The following is a 21,316-nucleotide window of genomic DNA, read 5'->3' on the forward strand; positions in this document are numbered from 1 at the left end:
AGGTTTTGAAGGAATGGCTGGATATACTCCGATGATACAGCAATATTTAAAAATTAAGGCAGAGTATCAGGATGCCTTTTTATTTTTTCGTTTAGGCGATTTTTATGAAATGTTTTTTGACGATGCACTGAATGCATCACAAGAGCTCGAAATCACATTAACGAGCCGAGAAGGCGGTAGTGAAGAGCGAATTCCTATGTGCGGCATTCCGTATCACTCGGCTGCTAATTATATTGATATATTAATAGAAAAAGGTTTTAAAGTAGCTATTTGTGAACAAACCGAAGATCCGAAGCAAGCCAAAGGTGTGGTACGCAGGGAAGTTGTCCAGCTGATTACTCCGGGAACGAAAATGGATAGTAAGGGTCTTCGTGAAAAGGAAAATAATTATATTGCCACCATCTCTTATTTCACGGATGGTCAGTTTGGCTTTGGATACAATGATTTATCGACAGGTGAAAATAAGGTCACTTTGATTGAGAGTTTCGAGGAAGTCCTGAATGAATTTGCCATCCTTGGTGCGAGCGAAGTGGTCATTTCCGAGGATTTCAATGAAGAATGGAAAAAAAAGCTGCAAGAACGGGGCGCTGCCGCTCTATCCCTAGAGAGTAATTTGGTTCAAAGCGAGTCATTCGTTGCATTGCTTCATCCGTTAAAAGACCAGAAACTGATGACAACGACCTCACGTTTATTGAATTATCTATACCGTACCCAAAAACGCAGCCTAGATCATTTACAGCCAGTGCTTGCATATGAAACATCACAATATATGAAAATTGATTATTATAGCAAACGCAATTTGGAATTAACTGAAACCATTCGTTCCAAAGGTAAAAAAGGCTCATTATTATGGCTGCTTGATGAAACAAAAACAGCCATGGGCGGAAGGATGTTGAAACAATGGATTGATAGACCGCTCATTAATAAAAAACAGATCGAGCGGAGACAAAGCCTTGTTGAAACCCTGAAAAATCAATACTTCGAACGGCAGGACTTACGTGAACGCCTGAAGGAAGTGTACGACTTGGAGCGGCTTGCCGGAAGGGTGGCCTTCGGGAATGTAAACGCTCGGGACATGATTCAACTGAAACGTTCATTACAACAGGTGCCGATCATTCGTGAAATCGTGAAGTCAATGGCTTCCAATCAGGATATTTCAATTCTGGCCGATAAATTGGATCCTTGCGAAGAAGTGACGGATTTGCTTGAAACGGCGCTTGTAGAAAACCCGCCATTGTCCGTGAAGGAAGGGAATATCATTCAGGACGGTTTCCATAAGGAGCTGGATACATACAGGGATGCCAGCAGAAACGGGAAAACCTGGATTGCACAGCTTGAACGCGAAGAGCGGGAACGCACCGGGATCAAATCATTGAAAATCGGATATAATCGTGTATTTGGCTATTACATTGAAGTCACACGAGCCAATTTACATCTGCTTGAAGAAGGCCGTTATGAACGGAAGCAAACTTTAACGAATGCCGAACGATATATCACACCTGAATTGAAAGAAAAGGAAGCTTTGATTTTACAAGCAGAAGAAAAAAGCATCAGTTTGGAGTATGACCTATTCCTCAATCTTCGTGAAGAGGTCAAAAGCTATATCCCGCGCTTACAGGATTTAGCTAAAGGCGTCAGTGAACTGGATGTCCTGCAGTGCTTTGCGACGATTAGCGAAGAACGCCATTACGTGAAGCCTGTCTTTTCTGATGATCGAAGAATCGTCCTGAAGGAAGGCAGGCATCCAGTGGTCGAGAAAGTCCTTCAATCACAGGAGTATGTCCCCAATGACTGCTTTATGGATGGAGACCGGGAGTTACTCTTGATCACAGGGCCCAATATGTCGGGTAAAAGTACGTATATGCGTCAAATTGCGCTGACATCGATTCTAGCGCAAATTGGATGCTTCGTGTCCGCAAGTATAGCTGAATTGCCTATTTTTGATAAGGTATTTACTAGGATTGGCGCGGCTGATGATTTGATTTCCGGTCAAAGTACATTCATGGTCGAGATGCTTGAAGCAAGAAATGCCATCATGAATGCGACAGAAAACAGTTTGATATTATTTGATGAAATTGGTCGAGGAACATCAACTTATGATGGAATGGCGCTTGCTCAGGCCATCATTGAATATATTCATGAGGAAATTGGGGCAAAGACTCTCTTTTCGACTCATTATCACGAATTGACTGTTTTGGCAGCGGAACTGCCAAAATTAAAAAATATCCATGTCAGTGCCATTGAGCAAAATGGAAATGTCGTTTTCCTTCATAAAATTAAAGAAGGGCCAGCAGATAAAAGCTATGGAATTCATGTGGCTAAGCTAGCGGATTTACCGGAGCAGTTAATAGATCGGGCGGCCGCTATTTTAGCGCAGCTAGAGAATGAAAATGGACAGGCAAAGGCGTTGCCTGAACTACAGCCGGCTGCTGCTGTAAAAGCACCTATTGCCGAAGCCGCACCGGTAGCATCCGACAATGAGGCACAGCTGTCCTTCTTTGGGGAAGAGTCTCCTAAAGGTAGAGTGAATTCTTCTCCTAAGGAAAAAAAGGTGCTGGATGACATAAAATCTCTGGATATCCTTGAAATGACGCCGCTTGAGGCAATGAATACCCTTTATAAATTACAAAAGAAACTTAAATGAGAATTAAAGCGAGGCGATAAAAATGGGGAAAATCATACAGCTTGATGAGGCTTTATCTAATAAAATCGCAGCTGGAGAAGTTGTTGAACGCCCAGCCTCAGTCGTTAAGGAACTTGTGGAAAACGCAATAGATGCAAACAGTACCATTATAGAGATTGAATTGGTGGAGGCTGGACTTGGTTCCATTCGGATCGTGGATAATGGCGATGGGATTATGGCTGATGACATAGAAGCGGCATTTAAACGCCACGCCACAAGTAAAATAAAAGATGAAAATGATCTTTTCCGAATTCGAACACTTGGCTTCCGCGGTGAAGCAATGCCCAGTATTGCTTCAGTTTCCCGTTTTGAAATGAAAAGCAGCACTGGCGAAGGTGTAGGAACGCGCATACTTCTTGAAGGCGGCATGGTTAAGGAACTCGAGGCTTCATCCAGCCGTAAAGGAACGGATATCCTGGTTTCCGACTTGTTTTACAATACTCCTGCAAGGTTGAAATATATGAAAACCATTCATACCGAGCTAGGAAATATTACGGATGTCGCTAACAGGCTCGCACTTTCCCACCCGGATGTTTCTATACGGTTATCTCACAACGAGAAGCGTATTCTGCATACGAATGGTAACGGTGATGTCAGGCAGGTGCTAGCCGCAATCTATGGTACGAATATTGCCAAAAAGATGATTCCGGTTCAGGCAAGCTCCTTGGACTTCAAATTATCCGGATATATCGTTATGCCTGAGGTCACCCGGGCTTCAAGGAATTATATTTCAACCATGATAAACGGCCGCTTCATAAAAAACTATGCACTCGTGAAAGCAATCCTGGATGGTTATCATACACTTCTTCCAATTGGACGTTTTCCAATTGCTTTGTTGAATATTGAAATGGATCCGATTCTTGTCGATGTCAATGTACATCCATCCAAAATGGAGGTAAGGCTCAGCAAGGAACAGGAATTGTACAGTCTTGTATCGGAAACGATTAAATCTTCGTTTAAAAAGATGTCTCTAATACCAAGTGGGTATACACCAACAGCAAAGCCGGAACAGGTGAAAAGTGAGCAAACTACGCTGGAATTGGACCATGTTGTGGAAAGCGGCAAGCGGGTCCTTGAAGAAGCCAAGAAAGAAGCTTCACTCTTGAAGGATACCTTGATTCGGGAAAAGCAGGAACAAAAGAGTTACGTGGATCATAATGAAGATTTCAATCTTGAACCAATAAAGGAAATAATCTATAGCAATGAACAGCAGCAAGAGGCAGATGCCTATATACCGGTCTTACAAGATGATGAAAGCAAAACTTATTTCGAGTCAGCTGAAAAGTATACAACCTATACTGTCGAAAAAGAGGAAGAAATCGAGGCGAATGAACCGGATAGCCGAATCCCTCCGATGTACCCGATTGGGCAAATGCATGGAACATATATTTTCGCCCAAAACGAAAAAGGTTTGTATATCATAGACCAGCATGCTGCCCAGGAACGGATTAAATACGAATATTTTAAAGAAAAGGTCGGACGTGTTGAAAACGAGCTACAGGATATGCTTGTCCCCATCACCCTTGAATTTTCAACAGACCAATGTATCCGGATAAATGAATATCGGCATGAATTGGAAAAAGTCGGCGTCTATTTAGAGGAGTTTGGATATAACGCTTTTATTGTCAGATCGCATCCACAATGGTTCCCTAAAGGAATTGAACAGGAAATCCTTGAAGAAATGATCGAACAATTGCTATCGATGAAAAAGGTCGACATCAAAAAATTGCGCGAAGAAGCAGCTATCATGATGAGCTGTAAAGCCTCCATAAAGGCAAACCGTCATCTGCGGAATGATGAAATCCAAGCACTGTTGGATGAACTAAGGCGGACAACAGATCCCTTCACATGCCCTCATGGAAGACCTATCATCATCTCTTATTCCATTTATGAAATGGAGAAAATGTTCAAGCGGATCATGTAATAAAAGCAATGGAGAACCCTTATGTAATCGGGTTCTCCATTGCTTTTTAATTTAAATGACCACATTAAAATGGGTCCATACTCTTTAAAACAAAGAGTTTGAAAAGTTTTCAGCCTAAGAGTACTGAATATTCTGAGTAATATGATTATATTTCATCAATGGTTATATAAACTTTTGAATGTCCTAATCTTTCTGATACCACTATAGGATTTTCTCCGATCTCCAACATTTTAATTGCATTTGTATTTCGTAAATCATGCTTGTACTATATCACTCTTTTATTACGATAATCTTGCTTTGAAAAGGCGTACCCCATGCCCATCAAGGTAAGATAACATAATACCCCCAGAACGAAAATTTTGTGCATCTTACTCGTTTTTATCGTTTTGGGGTAACTCGTTATTGTTAGTTTGATAGCGATGGGGTCCCGCCACATTTTAACGAAAATATACGCTAAGCCTTCGGATGTGACCGGCTTAGCGTTTTTTCTTACTCTAAGCCCAATAGTCCGGGCGGTATACCCGAACACCAGTCACTCATCCTCTTGTTGTTTCAGCGGTCGTAATGAATCGAGAGAAGAATTTTGCCTGAAATTGAATTTGTATTCGCCCAAGAAATTGATATGTTCCCATCCAATATGGTTTAGTAGTTCTTCCTGAAGTTTACCTTGCTTTTTGCGGTGTTTTGTTGCTTGCTCAGCGTGTTCCAAACACTAATCGCATTGATGATAATGTTTAATGCACTTGCCCGTTGGAGTTGAACTTGTAACGCACGTTCTCGCAGCTCGGCATGTTTGCATCCTTTGAGCATATAATCAGCTCGATTCTCCGCTTTACCACTATTTATGATACGGTTCCCAGAATAAAAAATAATAACAAGGTTAATTTTGAACACAAAGTATTCATATCTATATAGCATTTTCCCACAATCTTGTTGTGGGTTATATTTTTTCCTCAACATTGACTTCTTTAAAAAGCTTATTTTGGATATCTAATGATAGATTACTTATTTCCTGCTTCAGTTAAATTAATTTTTTATAAAATTATTCGAATTTAGACAAAATTACTAATTTTTGTTTCTCTATTATGGAAACCTGTTATGTCCAAACTCACTTATTCCTTTTCCATATACTAATAAAAAAAGGAGGTGAGAAAGTGAGTAAAAATAAGAATAGCTCTTCACGCAAGGATGAAGAGAAAGTAAGTAATAATGAGCATAGCTCTTTACGTAAAGATAAAGCGAAAATAGAATCGGCACACCAAGAGTGTATTGACCGTGCTTATCGTATTCCTATATTTTTAAGTACGACAACTCATTTAAATGACAACCAACAACGGTTTCTAAACCGTTTAATTTTAGAGATTGAGAATGCTTTGCTTTTTCCGCGTACATTACCATTAAGCGAAAGTTATCCCGAATCCATTTTAACTGATATTCGTCGGTTAGTTTCATCAAGCTATGGAATGTTGGCAGTAAACCTTCGTCGTTTTAAAATTCAAACAGTTGATGTCAATGCAGGACCACTTCCACCATCCACTCCATTCTGGATAGGATCAGTTTATTCACAAGTAGAACCTTCAATGGCTTTTCAATTTGGTCTACCCTTATTATTAGTAAGGGAAGAAGATACTGACGCAAATAATGGAATTTGGGCAGGAGGAATTGCCCCACTCAACCTATTTATAGTTTGGCATTCTGAAACTCAAACTGTAGATCAATTCTTTAACACTCCTGAATGGAGATCAGCCTTTGCAAATTGGAGTGCACAAGTAAGAAATGCTTTTTATATACAGACAGAGCCTCAGTTCAAGTACAGATGTGAATGATACACTGGTACTTTAGCAACAAGTCGAAAATATACAGGGTTTTGTTCACCTTTATATATTTTCGACTTATTCACACGAAAACAAATATTCCCATTTTGTTATCAAAAACAAAAAGATTTACTTCATAAAAACAGCCTTTATAGAAGAGAGACGGCCGGGGCCGGTCACATCCGAAGGCTTAGCGTATATTTTCGTTAAAATGTTGGCGGGACCCCACCGCCATCAAGCTAAGGTGAATTTGTATCATCATTACAAAAAAACGCTATTCTTTTTGTAGAAATATACAGGAAGGATGGCGTTTTCTATGAGTTTTTCTGTTTCAGACGAAATGAATCTCTTTTTTCAAGAACTTCAAAACTACTTATCTCCATCTTCTCTACAACAATTAGCTAAAGAAGTTGGTTTTGTTCAACCTCAAGTAAATATCAAGCACAAGAATTAATTGCTTTATGTGCATGGCTTAGTCAACAGGTCGCGAGTACACCACTCACACAATTGTGTAGCCGTCTCGAAGCATCTACAGGTGTCCTCATGAGCCCCGAAGGGCTTAATCAACGATTTAATGGTTCAGCCGTACAGTTTCTTCAACAAGTTCTAGCTAATCTTCTAACTCAAAGAATTCATTCAATACAAGAAATACTTCATCCATACTCCACGACTTTTAAACGTATTCGGATCCTAGATTCTACAACATTTCAACTTCCAGATAAGTTTGCTTCACATTATCAAGGTTCTGGCGGAAGTAGCCATACCGCAGGTGTTAAAATCCAACTTGATATGACTTATTGAGTGGGAAGTTCCTCCACGTTTATGTAGGAAAAGGGAGAGAAAATGATAAAACCTTCGGTTCCACAAGTCTACTAACCATTCAACCGAAAGACTTATACATAAGGGATTTAGGGTATTTCGACTTACACGACTTACAGAAAATGAATGATGAAGGTGCTTACTATGTCTCACGTTTGAAGTTGAATTCTCGTATATATCGTAAGAATGATGAACCAGAGTTTTTTCGGAATGGGACTGTGAAGAAAGGTACTCTCTTTATTCAGTTAGACACGGAAGAGCTTATGAATCAACTTCAACCTGGTCAAACACTTGAATTTTCAGAAGCATACATTGGGCTGTATCAAAAACTACCCGCCCGAGTAATTATTCATCGATTAACTGAGGTACAAACAGAGAAAAGATTGAAAGAACAAAGAAGAAGGGCATTACCTATAAAGACCGAAGCAAACGATTAAGTGGAATGAACGTATATATTCAAATCTTTCTTTAGAAGACGTTCCAACGGAACATATTCATGAACTGTATTCGTTACGTTGGCAGATTGAAATTCTATTTAAGACATGGAAATCTTTCTTACAAATTGACAAGTGCAAAGAGATTAAGAGGGAACGCTTAGAGTGTCACTTGTATGGGCAACTTATTAGCATTTTACTCTGTTCATCTACGCTGTTTAGAATGCGTCAGTTACTTTTAGAAAAGAAAAAGAAGGAGTTAAGTGAATATAAATCCATCTAAATGATAAAAGACTATTATTTATTGTTTGATTACAAAAGGACGCCAAAGAACTTTTTTCCGTCTGTTTCACCTTTTGGAGAAAAACGGACGGAAATGTCATCGTTATAACAAGAAAACGGTCTTTGATATCTTAGGTATTGTGTATGATTGTACGTCACAAAAACTTAAAGCTGTCTAATATTTTTTTAAAAAACCTATTTGATGGTTTTTTTTGTCATGCGATATTTATAGTGTTACCATAGCAAATTAAAGAGAACACACTTTTATATTATATTATAAGAAGAAACTCGGTAGAATATATAGAAAATTGTATAATAATTGTATCCAAGTTTGTTATGGATTTTATAATACTTTTAAAACCGCATTGGCTGACCACCTTAATGTAAGATGTCGCGGAGAAAATAAGTTCGGCTTATTAAACGGGTCATGTAATTAAAAGCAATGGAGAACCCTTATGTAATAGGGGTCTCCATTTTCGATTCCGATTTTTCAGACGTCATCCATGAAGGTGTATAGGCCCTTGAACAGGCCATGAATAAGGTCATCAATAATAATAATATGGGGGATTAGGCTGGAATTGATGGTTGTACGCCGGGTCAGTATACATTGGGTTATCATAGTGATTAATATATTGTGGATATTGCTGCATGTCTTCTTCGGCCGCTCGATGGCAGTTTGCTGGCGGACCGATGAATGTTGAGGGTTGAACCGGTGCAATTGCTTTTTTCCATTGATTTTCATCCATGCAATACGTATGTGCCATAATATTTGCAGGTGTCAATTTCAAGATATCCGAACCCAGGATCACCTCAGGTGTTGGTGCATTAAAAATGGCCAGCAGATGAGTATTATCAGTATTAGCCACTTCATAATGCCACCAACCTTGTGGAACGTTGGCTACTTGGCCAGGTTTAATGGGATAATTTTGTATTTGCTTAGTAAAAGGGTTCAGTAATGAAACGGTTGCCGCTCCAGAAATGCAATACACTAGCTCTGCAGCATTTTGGTGATAATGTGGTTCTACGACATTGTTTACACTAAGGTAAATATCTAATAAAGAAACATTTTCGAGTGTATTCAATTGTTTGATACCTAATACATTTATATAGTTTTGATTGTCTTTTTTCATTAAATTGCTTTTATTAACATCAAAAAAGTATTGTGTGGATGGTGAAGTATAGTCCATATAGGAGACCATGGATTTATCATTCCTTTTTTTAAGACTTGATTTTTCAGGATATGTTAGTTCTCATTTTAATGTGCAATAACCCAGTGGGTTATTTGCTTATGGAGTTAATGAAATGAATGAGAGCATGGATTTCGTGTAACGTATTAGCCATGTTATTAGATGAATATTATTTTTATATATTTTAAAACTAAAACCACTAAACTGAATTTTTGATATAATCAAACTTTTGATAAGCAGATTTTTCCCATTGCGTGACTTTAAATTACAGTGATATAATATTCTCTGTGATTTTAAAGTTTAACATAGGAAGTGGCTAAATTGTCGAACAATTCAAAAGAGAGTAAATTCGTTCCGTACGTCTCTGCATCTAAATCTCTACCGGAATTAACTGCAACTGCAATCATTCTAGGGATCATTCTTGCAATCGTATTCGGGGCGGCAAATGCATACTTAGGCCTACTTATTGGTTTAACTGTCTCTGCTTCAATACCCGCGGCGGTAATTTCAATGGCTATCTTAAGAGGGGTTTTTCGCAGGGATTCAATATTAGAAAACAATATTGTGCAAACGATGACCACGGCAGGTGAGGCTATCGGTGCCGGTGCTGTATTTACCATACCAGCATTATTCATGTGGGACATGGACGTGAGTCAAGCATTCATCATTTTCGTTGTATTAACTGGGGGATTTTTAGGGGTCTTCATGATGGTTCCCCTTCGCCAGCTTTTGATTGTAAGGGAACATGAAACATTACCATATCCTGAAGGTACGGCATGTGCCGAGGTCCTGAAGTCAGGAGAAAAGGGTGGTACAAGCGCGAAACTAATCGGAGCCGGTTTGGTTATCGGCGGTGTCGTTAAAGGGCTTGGTGATGGGTTTAAGCTTTTCAAGACAGAGGTTGAAACAGGAATCACGAATTTTAAAAATGCAGTGGTTGGTCTTGATGCCTTTCCTTCCCTTTTGGGTGTAGGTTATATTATTGGACCGCGTGTTGCAGGACAAATGCTAGGTGGGGGTTTATTAGCCTGGGTTGTACTAATACCGGCCATCAGCTTTTTTGGCGGAAGCAATGGAACAGCCATTTTCCCTTCTGATGTACCGATCGGTGAATTGGATGCATGGGGAATTTGGGATAATTATATACGCTATATTGGTGCTGGTGCCGTTGCAACTGGCGGATTGATCACATTGATCAAAACATTACCAATACTTTTTAGTTCAGTTTTTGATACTCTTAAAGGCGTAAAAGCCAATAAAGGACATCTAAAATCAGGTTCGATCCGTACAGAACAAGACATACCGGCTAAATACGTTTGGTTGGGAACGATCATCGTTATTTTAATCATTGCTTTCACACCTATAACAGATGTGGGAATCATCGGTGCGATTGCAATTGCGATTTTTGGATTTTTATTCGTGACAGTGGCTTCAAGGGTTGTTGGGATCGTCGGAAGTTCATCTTCCCCTGTTTCTGGAATGACAATAGCTACGCTATTGATTGTAGCGATTGTCTATAAAGCTACTGGTTTTACTGGTACGACTGGAATGGTAGCCGCTTTAACTGTTGCTGCGATCATTTGTACAGCACTTGCGGTTTCAGGTGATGTTTCTCAAGATCTAAAAACAGGATATATCGTCGGCGGAACACCATGGAAACAACAAGTTGCCATGATGATCGGTGTTGTTGCGTCCGCTTCTGTCATTGGTTTTATCCTGGTTCTAATGGATAACGCATATACGATGGGATCTGCAGAACTACCTGCACCTAAAGCGGCACTAATGAAAATACTTGCTGAAGGTGTTCTTGGGGGAGATTTACCTTGGACTCTCATCTTTATCGGTGCGGCTATTTCCATCACATTAGAGTTTTTCGGTCTGAATTCACTTGTTGTTGCAGTCGGCATTTACTTGCCGGTTCATACCAGTGCCCCGATCATGATCGGTGGATTTATTCGATTCTTCGTTGAGTTCTTCTCGAAAACAAAAGAAGCACTTAAAGCACGGGTTGATAGAGGTGTATTATTTGCCTCTGGTTTAATAGCGGGTGAATCATTGATTGGTGTACTTATTGCCATATTGATCGCAGCAGGTGTCCAAGTTCCGGCTGCGGCTAAATTAGCCAGCAATTTGCTGCCTTTCCTACTATTCCTTGCTCTAGCTGGATTGCTTTGGTTCGTATCCAGTAAAGGGAAAAAAGAAGATGCTTCGTAAACGCCAATCAAAAAAGAGGAACCTGTTAACCATGGTTCCCCTTTTGGAAAAACGCGTCACTATGGTACAAGAATCTTCGGAAGCAACTTTTTTAGTCATTCAAAGGACCAATTTTGTGGAACGAATTACAATTCGTTTCTTTAAACAACCATCAGTCCGTAAAATCAAGCTTGATAAGTTTGGTACATATGCGATTAAACAGATGGAGTTCCAAAGCAATGTAAATCAGATTTCAGAAGCGATGAGCGAACATTTTGGTGAGGAAGCAGAACCAGTCTTACCGCGGTTGATGAAATTTCTGGAAATACTTGAGGTCCATGATTGGATCATATGGGATGATCAAGAAGAAAAATGAAAAAAAGCTGAAGCTCTTTATGATGCTTCAGCTTTTTTCTGTTATGGATTTGGTAAACAAAATTTTCATTAGGGTTACGACATTCTAATAATCTACATTTTACGAAAATAGACTATGGGTATAATTATTTGTAACGACTTTATATATGTTGTATTCTTGTACTGTTAGTCATGATTAATAAAGCAGTAATATTCAATTTTGAAGAGCAGGTGGGTTATTATGGGGAGAGTACAAGATAAAGTAGCATTAGTGACAGGTGGAGCTTCAGGTATTGGGTTATCCATATCCACGCTAATGGCTAAAGAAGGCGCAAAAGTCGTGATTGCTGATTTTAACGAAGCAGGAGCAAAAGAAGCAGCTGAAAACATTAAAAAACAAGGTGGGGAAGCGGCTGGAGTATTCTTGGATGCTGGACAAGCAGATTCCATCCAGTCAGCAGTCGACTTTACAATTGAACAATATGGAACGGTTACGGTACTTGTTAATAATGTGGGTTTAACTAACCTACATAAAGATCTGGATGTCGTGAATTTAGATTTGGAAGAATGGGACCGACTTATGGATGTGAATTTAAAAAGTGTCCTATTGGGAAGCAGGTTTGCCATTCCTCACATGATTAAAGCGGGAGGGGGATCGATAATCAATACGGCATCCATGGCTGGATTTACGGGTGACTCCGTACGTTCTGCATATGGTGCCTCCAAAGCGGGGGTAGTGAATTTGACCCGTTATATCGCTGCGCAGTATGGTAAAGATCATATTCGTTGTAATGGAGTGGCACCAGGCCTTATTCTAACTCCTGCAGCGAAAAATAATATGCCTCCGGCCGTACTCGATATTTTTGCCAAATTTAATGCATTGCCATATCATGGTGAAGCGGATGATATCGGATATACAGTTCTATTCCTTGCATCTGATGAGTCCAAATTCATTACAGGTCAGACGATCCAAGTGGAAGGCGGTCATTATATGGCCAACCCAAGCATCTCTGATTTTAATGATTATGTAACTAAAGCAAAATCCAATTAATTGTCTGGACATCCATATAAAAAGACTTTACCCTGGATAAGATCAACCTTATTCGGGGTTTTTTAATTAGGAATCCCTTTATGAAAAAACCATGAAGCAGGTGCAAATAACAATGGAAGAAACGAATTATGATGAAATGCTGAACATCAAGACGGAAGGTGAACAAAAAAATTTCAATGATTCTTTGCATTATCACAGATACGAGCCTACGCCATACAGCGCATTAGAACATTTATTCAAAAAATATGCACTGAAAAGAAATGATCGCATTGTGGATTTTGGATGCGGTAAAGGACGCTTGAATTTTTTTATCCATCACTTATATCAATCATCTGTGGTTGGCGTGGAGATGAATGAAAATTTCTATAAAGAAGCGATCGAGAATCTAAATGGCTACATGAAGAAAAGGAAAAACAACAATGGCAATATAGAATTCCACTGTTGTTTGGCAGAAGAATATGATATTGATACGAAAGACAATCGTTTTTATTTCTTTAATCCGTTCTCGGTACAGATTTTCATGAAAACCATCAATAACATATTGCTTTCCTTTGAAAAAGAACCGCGCCAAATCGAACTTATATTATTTTATGCTTCTCAGGATTATATTTTTTTTCTCGAAAATCAAACCGTCTTCGAGCTGAAAAACGAAGTGATGTTACCTGGCTTTACTGAATCTAATCCTTTTGAGAAATTCGTCATATACCAATTGTTAAATTGAATGGATACTCGTTATTGGGTGATATTCAAATATAAAAGGCACCCAAGCAATCATTAATTGATGCTTGGGTGCAATGAGTAAACAAGCCAATAATGGTACTTTATTTACAGCATATTGTTTTTTTATATAAATTTGATGCCAAATCATAAAAGTTAAAATGTTCCAGAGCTTTCGGCTGTTGTCCGCTTTATTACTTCTGTCAGGTTAGGTTATTGTGCTATATTTGTAAATTTTACTCGTTTAATGAATATATTTGTAAGTGTGAAAAGAGGTAATCGTTATGATTTCCTCTCAGACTGTAGTCGAATTCGATGAAAAGTCGTTTGCCTAGAGTTTTTTTATATAAAAAAGTTCCAGATGATTTTAGAATTTCGCTCCCTTTCCGCCGACTGACTGTCAAGCCTCCTTGCCGCAAGCGTCTGTGGGTTTTTGGCTAGCCAGCTATTCGACAGGAGTGTCGCAAAATCTAGTGAGGGTTTCTTTTATATAAAATAAATAGCATGAAGGATAAACAAGTCTTCTTTTAAAACCATGGTTCGGGATGGGGGCATACCGAATTAGAATCAATATGCCGTATAAAAATCGCACAAAAAATGGGATGCCTTAATTAATAGGGCATCCGTCTTTTTTTATCTATTAATAATCAATAGTTCCGCTCGATGACAAAGTGTGCACGATCGCCTCTAAAGAGAGTTTTAGAGAATTCAATGACCGATCCATCATTCTCATATGTGTAAGTTTCTAAGGAAAAACAAGGTGAACCGTTTGGTACATCCAATTTATTAGAAATGGAATCGTCAGCAAGTGAAAACTCCAAGTGTTCAACCGTTTTTTTTACTTTTAAATTGAATTGTGTTTCAAGTACATTAAAGAGTGATTTTTCACAGGCTTCGATATTAAGCCCAGGTGTTTTATACCAAGGGAGAAAGGCGATTTCATATTGAAGGGGGATGTCGTTTACGTAACGTATCCGTTCCAGTTTGTTTACGGGGTCTCCAATATTTTGTTTAAAAAGCTTGGCAAGGGTAGCATTTGCTTCAATCACTTTTAAGCTAATGACCTTTGTAGAAGGGTTTTTTCCTTGCATCGTGACTTGCTCAGAGAACTTTTCAACAGTGCTTGTAAGAAATTGCTTAACTTTATTCTCCGAAACGAAGGTACCTTTTCCTTGAACACGGTAGATATAGCCTTCGACGTTCAATTGCTGTAAGGCCGTGCGAACTGTTGTCCTGCTTACTCCGTATATTTTACAAAATTCGGCCTCAGTCGGTAATTTCGTATTTGTTTGATATTCGCCATTTTTTATGAGATCGATAATCGATTCCTTAACTATGGAATGCAATGCCGCTTCTTTATTCATGGTCTCCACAGTGATTCCTCCTAAGTTCATTCCCATTATATACATATAGATTATCTCGGATAAGTTCAATAATCAACTTTAATTCACAAATTTGTAGTAACAAATTAAAAATTGTGTTGATATTTTTTAGATTTGTAACTACAATGTATGTATGGAGGTAATAATACCCATTTCATATATCCTTTCAAGGGAAGTGATAAAACAAAGTAACATCCATTATTATAAAAATGCGGTTTAGTCTCACTTGAAAATACTGAATAATCAATCATTAAAAGGGGGGTAATTTCAATGAATATCTTATTATGTTGTTCTGCAGGGATGTCTACTAGTTTATTAGTTACCAAGATGGAGGAAAGCGCTAAAAAACAAGGGATAGAATGTCATATATGGGCTGTGGGTTCTACAGAAGTGAACAATGAAATAGATAAGGCTGATGTGATTTTATTAGGTCCGCAGGTTAGATATCTTCTTTCCAAGTTACAGGAAGCGGGGAAAGAAAAGGGAATTCCAGTTGCAACCATCAATCCAATGTTCTATGGACTATGTAATGGTGAAGAAGTACTAAAACAAGCCACTACTTTAATAAAAGGAGAATAAGGATATGATGACTTTTATTGATAAGTATATTATGCCTGGGGCGGTAAAGGTAGGAAATAACCGGCATTTGCTTGCGATTCGTGACGCATTGATTGGAATGATAGCGATTACAATGATCGGGTCATTCGCCGTCCTGTTTAATAATCTTGGGCAAGTCATCAAGCCTTATGGAAGAATGATGGAGGCTATCTTCGGTCCTGCATGGAATACGCTGGGCGGTGACATTTGGTTTGGAACCTTTGCATTCATGACTGTATTCGCTGTATTCGGAATCTCTTATAAATTGGCACAATCATACGGTGACGATGGTTTTGAAGCGATGCTGGTTTCCGCAGCCTGTTTCTTTTTATTATTACCTCAAATCGGAAATGTCACTTTAACTATCAATGATAAGGATGTTACAGGCGGGGCATGGGGTTTTGTAAGCGTGAACTATTTTAATGCTACTGCCCTATTTACAGGAATTGTCGTTGCCTTAATAGCCACTGAAATCTTTGTGAGACTTTCCCGAGTGAAATATTTAGTCATCAAGCTTCCTGATGGAGTACCTCCAGCGGTAGCCCGTTCATTTGCAAAGTTAGTGCCGGGTATGGCAACGATCTTTATCGCTGGTGTATTTGGACTGCTATTCCGTAAAATTACGGATGGGCAGGTACTGAATGACTGGCTGAGTAAAGTGATTGTATCTCCATTACAAAGTGCAGTAGATTCATTGCCATTCGCTATTTTACTAGTATTTCTTGTTCATTTATTATGGATGATCGGTTTGCATGGACCCAATATCCTTGGCGGGATAACGACACCGCTTTTTGAAAGTTCGGGAGTGAAAAATATCGATTTATATGCAAAAGGCGTCAAAGACATGGACCAATACGGGGTATTGGCGGGTTCTTTCCTGGATGCATTTGTTTATTTAGGCGGATCTGGTGCAACATTGGGCCTTATCATTGCAATGATCATTGCCGGTCGGAAACGGTATAAACAGATGATTGCACTCGGAGGGGCACCAGGAGTGTTCCAGATTAACGAACCCATTCTTTTCGGATTGCCTATCGTTCTGAATCCAATGTGGTTCATCCCATTTGTTCTCGGCCCGGTAATTACAACGGTGATCTCTTATATCGCAGTAAGCAGCGGAATGGTTTTCCCGATCGTTGCTAAGATTCCATGGGTTACCCCTCCGATTGTAGGTGGATTCCTGGCAACAGGCGGGCATATGTCTGGAGCGGTTTTGGCTGCAATTAACTTAGTCATTTCAACAGCGATTTATTTACCATTCGTTTATGCTCAAGTGAAGATAGACACCAAAAATAAAACTGAGCTTACAAAAGATTCAGAAACGCTCAGTTTAAGAAAGTAGTGATAAAAATGGAAAAAGAAGAATTATATCAACTATCCTTTCAATTGATTTTATATAGCGGGAATGCTAGGAGCTTTGCAATGGAAGCGATGCAGGAAGCAAAGAAAAGGAATTTTGATTCTGCTCGCGTGAAAATAGCCGAGGCAGAAACGGAATTACTGCAAGCCCATAAATACCAAACCCAATTAATCCATGCTGAGGCGGGCGGGGACCATTTTGATCTTCCCATTATACTGGTGCATGCACAAGATCATTTAATGACAGCGATGACTATAAAGGATCTTGCAATTGAAATGATTGATCTACGCGAAGAATTCTTACATGCAGATGCTGTGAAGGAGAGGACTGCTGAATGAGCAAGGGGCTGAAGATTGTCACGATTGGCGGAGGTTCGAGTTATACACCTGAACTGATCGAAGGTTTCATCAAATATCATGAAGAACTTCCTGTGAGTGAAATTTGGCTCGTGGACATCGAAGCGGGAAAGGAAAAGCTTGAAATTGTCGGGAATTTGGCAAGAAGGATGATTGAAAAGGCTGGTGTGAATATTGAAGTCTATCTCACGCTAGACAGAAAGAAAGCACTTAAAGGCGCTGATTATGTAACAACCCAATTGCGGGTTGGCCAGCTCGCAGCAAGGGCGCTTGATGAAAAGATTCCATTGAAACACGGAGTGATCGGACAGGAGACGAATGGACCAGGCGGGCTTTTCAAGGCTTTTAGAACGATTCCCGTCATTCTGGATATTGCTTATGAAATGGAGGAATTATGTCCGGAAGCATGGCTGATTAACTTCACGAATCCTGCAGGTATGGTAACGGAAGCAGTTCTGCGTCACAGTAATATTTCCAAAATCATCGGCCTTTGCAATGTGCCGATTGGTATGGAACGAGGTGTTGCGGATCTGATGGATGTAGAGCCATCAAGAGTCCGGATCGACTTTGCTGGCTTGAACCATATGGTTTTTGGCTTGGATGTATTCGTTGATGGCGAGAGTGTCAAAGATCAAATCATCCATTTGATTACAGATCCAGCTAAAGCTGTCACGATGAAGAATATCCATGCAATGGGCTGGGAACCGGAATTCCTTAGAGCGTTAAATCTGTTTCCGTGTCCATACCACAATTACTATTATAAAACGGGAGATGTGCTAGCCCAAGAATTGAAGGATGCAGAAAAAGGGGAAACACGTGCAGAGGTCGTTCAAAGACTTGAAGCAGGTTTATTCGAGCTATACAAAGACCAGGATCTAGCTATCAAGCCGCCGCAGCTTGAAGAGCGCGGAGGTGCGTACTATAGTGATGCGGCTGTGCGGTTGATTTGCTCGATGCATACGGATAAGCGAGATATTCAAGCGGTAAATACCGTAAACCATGGTGCGATTGAAGGCATCCCTTACGGCTCGGCGATTGAAACCAGTTGCGTGATAACTAAGGATGGTCCTAAGCCAATCAATGTAGGAGAGCTTCCTGTCGCTGTCCGCGGATTAATTCAGCAAATCAAATCCTTTGAAAGGGTAGCCATCGAAGCTGCAATCTCAGGGGACTATGATACTGCGTTGCTTGCCATGACGATCAATCCACTCGTTCCAAGTGACAGGGTTGCAAAACTTATCTTAGACGAAATGCTGGAGGCACATAAAGATTATCTGCCGCAGTTTTTTGAAAAAAAGGAGTTGCAGGATAATTTATCATGATTGAAGTCCTTGTAAATGCAGATGATTTCGGGTTAACTAAAGCGGTGAATTATGGGATTTTGGATAGCCACAAATATGGAATTGTCAATTCGGCAACAATCATGATGAATGCGATAGCAACGGAGCATGCGATTGAAATCGCAAAGAAGACACCTTCGTTGAAGGTAGGTATACACTTAGTGCTGACATGGGGTAAACCTTTATTGAGTGATGTTCCGAGTTTAGTAGACGAATCTGGTTTCTTTAAGAAGCAAGGGGGGGTATATGGGGATCCTACCGGTATTTCCTTGAGCGAATTGGAGAGGGAGTGGTCGGCACAAATCGAAAGATTCTTGGAATTTGGTCTATTTCCGACTCATTTCGACAGCCATCATCATGTACACGGGATCACAGCATTTCTACCTGTTATTAAAAAGCTGTCTGATAAATACGGCTTGCCAGTGCGTAATGCCGGAAGGCAACTTGCTGGGATTCAAACCGTTACAGATGTATTCCTGGATGATTTTTATGGAGAAATGGTGGTTGAAAATTACTTTCAAAACTTGAAAGGGAGGGTAATGGATGGGGCGAGCGTGGAGATAATGACCCATCCTGCGTATATGGATGAAGAATTGATGGAAGTCTCCTCTTATAATCATAAACGCATAAAAGAAACCCGGATATTGACAAATGCAAAATTACCTGAGGGATTTTTCCTTAGATTCAGCATCAACCAAGTTAAGATTTGATCTCATTAAATAGCCCTTTAATTACAAAAGAGGACCATTCATCAAATGATGAATGGTCCTTTTAAATTCAATGAGTGCTTTATCTTAAAATTAATAAGCCAGGCTGAATAGGGCCTTGATGTGTGATAGATAGCGAACATTACTTGCTTCTTTCATCAATGTAGCCGGCAGACCTTTAAGGGACGTGTTATTGGCCCCAACGGTTGCCACCGCATCCTTACGGCCAAGGCTCGCAAGTGTACCTGAGTTGACTGGTGAAAATTCTTCAAGTTTCTTGCCTTCAAAGGCTGCATATAAGTTGTATCCAACAAGCTCGCCCATTTGCCAAGCATTTTGTGCAGTAGGAGCGTATGGACGTCCGCCTTCTGGAGGGAAAGCAACGGCACTGTCCCCGACAACGAATACGTCATTATGGGATTTGGATTGCAAGAACTCATTAACGGTTGCTTTGCCTCGATCCACTTCAAGGCCTGATTCGCCTACGATAGGAAGAGCCGCAACTCCGCCTGTCCAAACAAGCGTATTAGCAGTTATCGTTTGTCCATCTTTCAATTCGATTTGGTTTCCTTTAACACCCGTTACAGGCAGACCTGTCAAGAATTCAACACCGCGTGCTTCCAAGCTAGTCATCGCACGTTCGATTAAGTGATCAGGCAGGACCGGAAGGATTTTTGGACCAGCTTCTACAAGCTTGATTTTCAAGTCCTTGAAGTCCACTCCGAACTTTTTGGCGATTTTAGGGAAATGATCCACGATTTCACCGATTAACTCGACGCCTGTTAATCCGCCGCCGCCGATCACGATGGTTGCGTCCGCTTCATTATTCGTTTGTGCATATTCGCGGATGCGATCTTCGATATGTTTGTAAATCTTGTTTGCATCATTTACGGATTTCAAGACCATGCTGTTTTCCTCAAGTCCCGGAATGCCGAAGAATCCTGTTTGGCTTCCCAAAGCAACAACCAGGGCATCATAAGATAAAGTGGAACCATTGGCAAGTTTCACTTCTTTGTTATCGACTGAGAAAGACTCCACTTTGGAAATGATAAGGTCGATATCTTTTCCTTTGAAAAGCTTTTCCAAAGGAATGGAAACGGCTTGTTCAGAAATGGATCCGCCTGCAAGACGGTGCAATTCGGTGATGATTTGGTGCGTTGGAAATTGATTCACCACTGTAACCTGCACTTCATCTTTATTGTAATATTCACGTACGGATAAGGCAGATAGCAATCCTGCGTAACCTGCACCTAAGATGACGATTTGTTTTGACATAGTTAATCCCCCGTTCTTACTGAAAGTTTATCAAATTATTTTTGGTTTTTACGTTCTGAAGAGACTTCAAGAAAAGCTTGGGCGAAACGGAAAAGTTTTTGTGCTTGCGGATCTTTCATCATCCTTAACAGACCAAAAAGACCGATCACATCATTATTCACTTCAGCACGATCCTTAGCTTCGATGGCATTAGCCGCAAGCCCTTTCACTGAATCGACTACAGGTGTCGCGATTTCCGTAATGGCGCTGACCGTATCATTTTTCAAAACATCATCAGTCGCAACCGATTGAGCGAAATCATAAGACTTTGTTAAAATATTCACTAACTCAGTCAGTTTTGGTAACTGCTCAACTAAAGTGTTCAATGATTCCTGAACCTCAGGCTTTAAAAGCTGATCTAGGATATCCAATTGTTCTTGGTTTGCAGAAATATTAAATGTTTCTTGTTCAGGTTTTGAGACTACATCTACCATATCTAATTCCCCTTTAAACTTAATTATTTTGATTTATGTGTTTTCCGCCGATACTACTAATCATACGACTCTAATCTCTTAATTTCAAATATTTCTTTTGTGATACGAATATAATTTTATCGTTATAATAAAGAGATATTAGGTGGGCTTTATGATTTATCTTAATATTCCAAAAAAATATTAAGATTATTCTGGTTATAATACCTTAAATAAAGAGACATCCTATAAGATTCACCGCATTTTTAATAGGAACAACCTTATCATTTCTTATAATAATAGATCTATAGGTTGTTCAAACAATTATGCCAGCTACCGGCAGCGATTACTCTGTGAATATGTAGACATCTTTTGTTTTGCATGTATGTTTG

16 protein-coding genes and 2 pseudogenes are annotated in these 21,316 nt (G+C 39.7%); 13 read left to right on the forward strand and 5 right to left on the reverse strand.

Annotated features, from left to right (window positions below; translation table 11 throughout):
• Positions 1-13: 13 nt before the first annotated feature.
• Together mutS and mutL are read left to right on the forward strand one after the other, a co-directional pair.
• A complete protein-coding gene (mutS, locus tag NYE63_RS09215; RefSeq protein ID WP_342604883.1) occupies positions 14-2,644 on the forward strand; it encodes a DNA mismatch repair protein MutS in 2,631 nt (876 codons plus the stop codon).
• Between the two features lie 22 nt (positions 2,645-2,666).
• Positions 2,667-4,607, forward strand: coding sequence for a DNA mismatch repair endonuclease MutL (mutL, locus tag NYE63_RS09220; protein ID WP_342604884.1), 1,941 nt, complete (start codon positions 2,667-2,669; stop codon positions 4,605-4,607).
• A gap of 532 nt (positions 4,608-5,139) precedes the next feature.
• Here the strand turns inward: mutL and NYE63_RS09225 are convergent.
• Positions 5,140-5,393, reverse strand: a pseudogene (locus NYE63_RS09225) (Tn3 family transposase); the annotation flags it as partial.
• Positions 5,394-5,761: 368 nt separating this feature from the next.
• Between NYE63_RS09225 and NYE63_RS09230 the strand changes: the two are divergent.
• A complete protein-coding gene (locus NYE63_RS09230; protein ID WP_251436268.1) occupies positions 5,762-6,433 on the forward strand; it encodes a hypothetical protein in 672 nt (223 codons plus the stop codon).
• A gap of 304 nt (positions 6,434-6,737) precedes the next feature.
• Positions 6,738-8,135 (forward strand): annotated as a pseudogene (locus tag NYE63_RS09235) (IS4 family transposase).
• A gap of 366 nt (positions 8,136-8,501) precedes the next feature.
• On the opposite strand, the gene NYE63_RS09240 reads toward NYE63_RS09235, so the two are convergent.
• Complete coding sequence (locus NYE63_RS09240; protein ID WP_342604885.1) at positions 8,502-9,155, reverse strand: cupin domain-containing protein; 654 nt, start codon at positions 9,153-9,155, stop codon at positions 8,502-8,504.
• Positions 9,156-9,464: 309 nt separating this feature from the next.
• On the opposite strand from NYE63_RS09240, the gene NYE63_RS09245 reads away from it, so the two are divergent.
• The 4 genes from NYE63_RS09245 (at position 9,465) to NYE63_RS09260 (ending at position 13,462) form a co-directional block, all read left to right on the forward strand.
• A complete protein-coding gene (locus tag NYE63_RS09245; RefSeq protein ID WP_283901894.1) occupies positions 9,465-11,357 on the forward strand; it encodes an oligopeptide transporter, OPT family in 1,893 nt (630 codons plus the stop codon).
• Positions 11,347-11,712: a PqqD family protein gene (locus NYE63_RS09250; protein ID WP_342604886.1), complete on the forward strand. Its 366-nt coding sequence runs from the start codon at positions 11,347-11,349 to the stop codon at positions 11,710-11,712. The genes NYE63_RS09245 and NYE63_RS09250 overlap by 11 nt, the downstream gene beginning before the upstream one ends.
• A gap of 219 nt (positions 11,713-11,931) precedes the next feature.
• Positions 11,932-12,741: an SDR family NAD(P)-dependent oxidoreductase gene (locus NYE63_RS09255; RefSeq protein WP_342604887.1), complete on the forward strand. Its 810-nt coding sequence runs from the start codon at positions 11,932-11,934 to the stop codon at positions 12,739-12,741.
• 112 nt (positions 12,742-12,853) lie between these two features.
• A complete protein-coding gene (locus tag NYE63_RS09260) occupies positions 12,854-13,462 on the forward strand; it encodes a methyltransferase domain-containing protein (protein ID WP_342604888.1) in 609 nt (202 codons plus the stop codon).
• A 643-nt stretch (positions 13,463-14,105) separates the two neighbouring features.
• Here NYE63_RS09260 and NYE63_RS09265 read toward each other — a convergent pair.
• On the reverse strand, positions 14,106-14,822 hold the full coding sequence (locus tag NYE63_RS09265; RefSeq protein ID WP_342605716.1) for a GntR family transcriptional regulator: 717 nt from the start codon (positions 14,820-14,822) through the stop codon (positions 14,106-14,108).
• Between the two features lie 288 nt (positions 14,823-15,110).
• On the opposite strand from NYE63_RS09265, the gene NYE63_RS09270 reads away from it, so the two are divergent.
• Genes NYE63_RS09270 through chbG form a run of 5 tightly spaced genes read left to right on the forward strand, consistent with a single transcriptional unit; the run spans position 15,111 to position 19,203 of the window.
• Positions 15,111-15,419, forward strand: coding sequence for a PTS sugar transporter subunit IIB (locus tag NYE63_RS09270; protein WP_144478530.1), 309 nt, complete (start codon positions 15,111-15,113; stop codon positions 15,417-15,419).
• A 4-nt stretch (positions 15,420-15,423) separates the two neighbouring features.
• Complete coding sequence (locus tag NYE63_RS09275) at positions 15,424-16,779, forward strand: PTS transporter subunit EIIC (RefSeq protein ID WP_342604889.1); 1,356 nt, start codon at positions 15,424-15,426, stop codon at positions 16,777-16,779.
• Positions 16,780-16,787: 8 nt separating this feature from the next.
• Positions 16,788-17,135, forward strand: a complete 348-nt coding sequence (locus tag NYE63_RS09280; protein ID WP_063232121.1) for a PTS lactose/cellobiose transporter subunit IIA — start codon at positions 16,788-16,790, stop codon at positions 17,133-17,135.
• Positions 17,132-18,475 carry a 6-phospho-beta-glucosidase gene (locus NYE63_RS09285; protein WP_342604890.1) on the forward strand — a complete coding sequence of 448 codons (1,344 nt, stop codon included), beginning with the start codon at positions 17,132-17,134 and terminating at the stop codon, positions 18,473-18,475. The genes NYE63_RS09280 and NYE63_RS09285 overlap by 4 nt, the downstream gene beginning before the upstream one ends.
• Positions 18,472-19,203: a chitin disaccharide deacetylase gene (gene chbG, locus NYE63_RS09290; protein WP_342604891.1), complete on the forward strand. Its 732-nt coding sequence runs from the start codon at positions 18,472-18,474 to the stop codon at positions 19,201-19,203. The genes NYE63_RS09285 and chbG overlap by 4 nt, the downstream gene beginning before the upstream one ends.
• Positions 19,204-19,293: 90 nt before the next feature.
• Here chbG and NYE63_RS09295 read toward each other — a convergent pair whose 3' ends face one another.
• A complete protein-coding gene (locus tag NYE63_RS09295; protein ID WP_094246575.1) occupies positions 19,294-20,475 on the reverse strand; it encodes an NAD(P)/FAD-dependent oxidoreductase in 1,182 nt (393 codons plus the stop codon).
• Between the two features lie 35 nt (positions 20,476-20,510).
• On the reverse strand, positions 20,511-20,948 hold the full coding sequence (locus NYE63_RS09300; protein ID WP_342604892.1) for a DUF1641 domain-containing protein: 438 nt from the start codon (positions 20,946-20,948) through the stop codon (positions 20,511-20,513).
• Positions 20,949-21,316 lie beyond the last annotated feature (368 nt).

Origin of the sequence: Peribacillus sp. FSL E2-0159 (genome assembly GCF_038643155.1) — a bacterium.
Lineage (GTDB): Bacteria > Bacillota > Bacilli > Bacillales > DSM-1321 > Peribacillus > Peribacillus simplex.